The sequence below is a fragment of the Burkholderia sp. Bp9031 genome (genome assembly GCF_003857965.1).
Lineage (GTDB): Bacteria > Pseudomonadota > Gammaproteobacteria > Burkholderiales > Burkholderiaceae > Burkholderia > Burkholderia ambifaria_A.
Genome location: NZ_QTPW01000079.1, coordinates 1 through 1,898, shown reverse-complemented (window position 1 = coordinate 1,898; position 1,898 = coordinate 1). Strand labels below are relative to the sequence as shown.

2 protein-coding genes are annotated in these 1,898 nt (G+C 66.8%); both read right to left on the bottom strand.

All coding sequences use genetic code 11. The features are described 5' to 3' along the window. Positions 1-888, bottom strand: an 888-nt coding sequence (locus DIE15_RS36570; RefSeq protein ID WP_124835875.1) for an ABC transporter substrate-binding protein, incomplete at its 3' end; no start/stop codon positions are given. Positions 889-974: 86 nt separating this feature from the next. Next, positions 975-1,898, bottom strand: a 924-nt coding sequence (locus DIE15_RS36565) for an ABC transporter permease subunit (protein WP_124835874.1), incomplete at its 5' end; no start/stop codon positions are given.

Here is a 1,898-nt window from a genome sequence, read left to right as displayed (position 1 = left end):
CGGCTCGATCAGGATCATCGGGTTGGCCGGCTTCTGGCCGTTCATGATTCCGTAGCCGACGTTGACGGCCTGCTGCGCCATCGCCCACGGATCCTGGCTCGACGACGCCTGCACGAGCGTGTTGGACTTCAGCGCCACCTCGATGTCCGGCGCGCCGTCGACCGACGTGATCACCACGTTCGGGCGATTCAGCTGCTTCGCCGCGAGATCGCTGCCGATCGCCTGCGGATCGTTGATCGTGAACACGCCGTCGAGCTTCGGAAAGCGCGTCAGGTAACCCTGCATCGTGTTCATCCCGCCTTCGCGCGAGCCCTTGCCGTCCTGGTCGCTCGACAGCAGCTTGATGCCCGGATTCTTCGCGAGCGCGGCCTTGCAGCCGTTCACGCGATCGATCACGGCCGACACCTGCGGGCCGTTCTCGATGATCACGTTCCCTTTACCGTTGAGCTTCTTCGCGAGGTAGTCGCACGCCAGCTCGCCGGCCTTCACGTTGTTGGTCTGCACGGTCGCGTTCGCGCCGGCGGCCGCGACGTCCACCGCGACGACCGTGATGCCGGCCGCCTGCGCCTTCTTCACCGCCGGCTCGATCGCCTTCGGATCGGTCGCGTTGAGCAGGATCATGTCGACGTGCGCGGAGATGAAGTTGTCGATCTGCGTGAACTGCTTGTTCAGGTCGTAGTCGGCCGATACCGCGGTGACCTTCGCGTTCGGATTGAGCTGTTTCGCGCGCGCTTCGGCGCCTTTCACGATCGTGACGAAGTACGGGTTGCCGAGCGATCCGACCGTGACGCCGATCGATTTCAGCGGCTTGTCGGCTGCATGGGCGGCGGCAGCGCCGAAGGCGAGCGCGCAGGCGACGGCGGTCAGGGCGGCTTGGTGCTTGAACATGTCGTTGTGTCTCCGGAAGGTCCGTTGGCGAACGGGCGCAGGAGGACCTGCCCGCGCCCCGATGGTTGAACGGTGAGGAATGCGTGTCAGGTACGAGCCGAGTCGCGCTGGCGATAGCGGTCGAGTGCCACCGCGCCGATGATCACGAGCCCCTTGATGATGTATTGCCAGATGTCGGATACGCCGAGCAGCACGAGGCCGTTGGTCAGCACCGCGATGATCAGCGCGCCGATCAGCGTGCCGACGATCGAGCCGACGCCACCGACGAAGCTCGTGCCGCCGAGGATCACCGCGGCGATCGCATCGAGCTCGTACGACTGGCCGAGCTGCAGGCCGTTGGCCGCGTAGAGGCGCGCGGCCGACATCACCGCGCCGAGACCGGCGAGCAGGCCCGACGCCGCATACACGAACAGCTGGATCGCCCGCACGTTGATGCCCGACAGCCGTGCGGCTTCCGGGTTGCCGCCGACCGAATAGATCCGCATCCCGAGCACCGTGCGGCGCAGGATGAACCACGACAGCGCGATCACGGCGCAGGCGATCACGACGAGCCACGGCACGCCGAGGATGGTGCCGTTGCCGATGAACGCGAACGGCAGTTGCGGGTTGAAGATGGTTGTGTCGTTGCCGATCAGGCGGGCGACCCCGCGCACGGCCGTCATCGCGCCGAGCGTGACGATGAACGGCGGCAGGCGCAGGAACGAGATCAGGCCGCCGTTGATCGCGCCGAACACGAGGCCGACGGCGAGCGCGATGGGCACGCCGAGCCAGCCCCAGCCGGGGATGGTCGAGGCGAGCAGCGCGGCGACGGCCGATGCGGCGAGCACCGAGCCGACCGACAGGTCGATGCCGCCCGTCAGGATCACGAAGGTCATGCCGGCGGCGAGCACGATGTTGATCGAGGCCTGCTGGGTGACGATCGACAGGTTCTGCAGCGTGAAGAAGCCGTCGGTCAGGAATCCGAAGCCGATGCAGAGGACCAGCAGAACCGGCAGCATGCCGGCGGTGCG